Origin of the sequence: Micromonospora sp. NPDC047753, assembly GCF_040642735.1 — a bacterium.
Taxonomy (GTDB): domain Bacteria; phylum Actinomycetota; class Actinomycetes; order Mycobacteriales; family Micromonosporaceae; genus Micromonospora.
The window spans coordinates 1-1,618 of sequence record NZ_JBEYSL010000826.1 but is presented as its reverse complement, the minus strand read 5'-3'; the positions used below and the strand labels follow the sequence as shown (position 1 = coordinate 1,618).

General features: G+C 69.7%; 2 protein-coding genes. Both read left to right on the top strand.

Annotation, left to right across the window (positions count from 1 at the left end; translation table 11 throughout):
- Positions 1 to 229, top strand: a 229-nt coding sequence (locus tag ABZ749_RS34940) for a phosphopantothenoylcysteine decarboxylase (RefSeq protein WP_357235630.1), incomplete at its 5' end; no start/stop codon positions are given.
- An 88-nt stretch (positions 230 to 317) separates the two neighbouring features.
- On the top strand, positions 318 to 1,511 hold the full coding sequence (gene metK / locus ABZ749_RS34935) for a methionine adenosyltransferase (protein WP_091401916.1): 1,194 nt from the start codon (positions 318 to 320) through the stop codon (positions 1,509 to 1,511).
- The last annotated feature ends 107 nt before the right edge of the window (positions 1,512 to 1,618 follow it).

Here is a 1,618-nt window from a genome sequence, read left to right as displayed (position 1 = left end):
CGAGACCGGCGATGCCGAGGCCAACGGTAGGGCGAAACTCGCCCGCAAGCGGGCCGACCTGATCGTGGTCAACGAGGTCGGTCCGGACCTGGTCTTCGGCGCCGACACCAACACGGTGACGGTCATCGGCGCGGACGGCTCGGTCAGCCGGCTGCCCGAGCAGGCCAAGGAAGCTGTGGCCGACGCCGTCTGGGATCTCGTCGTGGCGCGGCTGCCTGGCCGCTCCTGACGGGTGGAACAGAGCACAACCGAACCCGACACGGACCGCAGTGGTGATTAAACTTCCGCGGAACGACTTCATACGCTTAGGGAGTGCCGTGACACGCCGTCTCTTCACGTCCGAATCGGTCACGGAAGGCCACCCGGACAAGATCGCTGACCAGATCAGCGATGGCATCCTCGATGCGCTGCTGACCGAGGACCCCCACAGCCGCGTGGCAGTGGAAACCATGATCACCACCGGTCAGGTGCACATCGCCGGTGAGGTGACCACCAAGGCGTACGCCGACATCCCGACGATCGTCCGCCGGACCATCCTCGACATCGGCTACGACTCGTCGAAGAAGGGCTTCGACGGCGCCTCCTGCGGGGTCAGCGTCTCCATCGGTGCGCAGTCCGAGGACATCGCGCAGGGTGTGGACAACGCCTTCGAGTTGCGCACCGGAGCATCGGAGAGCGCGCTGGACGCGCAGGGCGCTGGCGACCAGGGCATGATGTTCGGCTTCGCCTGCTCGGAGACGCCCGAGCTGATGCCGCTGCCGATCGCGCTCGCGCACCGGCTGGCCCGCCGCCTCTCGGCGGTGCGCAAGGACGGCACGATCCCGTACCTGCGGCCGGACGGCAAGACCCAGGTCACCATCGAGTACGAGGGGCTGCGTCCGGTCCGGTTGAACACCGTCGTGGTGTCCAGCCAGCACGCCGCCGACATCTCGCTGGACTCGCTGCTCACCCCGGACGTGCGCGACCACGTGATCGCCCCGGAGCTGGAGAGCCTCGGCCTGGACACCGACGGCTACCGGCTGCTGGTCAACCCGACCGGCCGCTTCGAGATCGGCGGCCCGATGGGCGACGCCGGGCTGACCGGCCGCAAGATCATCGTCGACACCTACGGCGGGTACGCCCGCCACGGTGGCGGCGCGTTCTCCGGCAAGGACCCGTCCAAAGTGGACCGCTCGGCCGCGTACGCGATGCGCTGGGTGGCCAAGAACGTGGTCGCCGCCGGTCTGGCCGAGCGGTGCGAGGCGCAGGTGGCCTACGCCATCGGCAAGGCGCACCCGGTGAGCCTGTTCATCGAGACGTTCGGCACCGAGACCGTGCCCGTCTCCTCGATCGAGAAGGCCGTCACCGAGGTGTTCGACCTGCGGCCGGCCGCGATCATCCGGGACCTCAACCTGCTCCGCCCGATCTACCAGCAGACCGCCGCGTACGGCCACTTCGGCCGGGAGCTGCCGGACCTGACCTGGGAGAGCACCGACCGGGCCGCCGACCTCAAGTCGGCCGCGGGAGCCTGACCGCCACCAAGCGCAGCGACCGGCGACCCGCGGACGGGTCGCCGGTCGCGCGCGTCTGCGTGGACGTCGGGCTGGCGCACCTGGACCGGCCGTTCGGGTCGACCTCG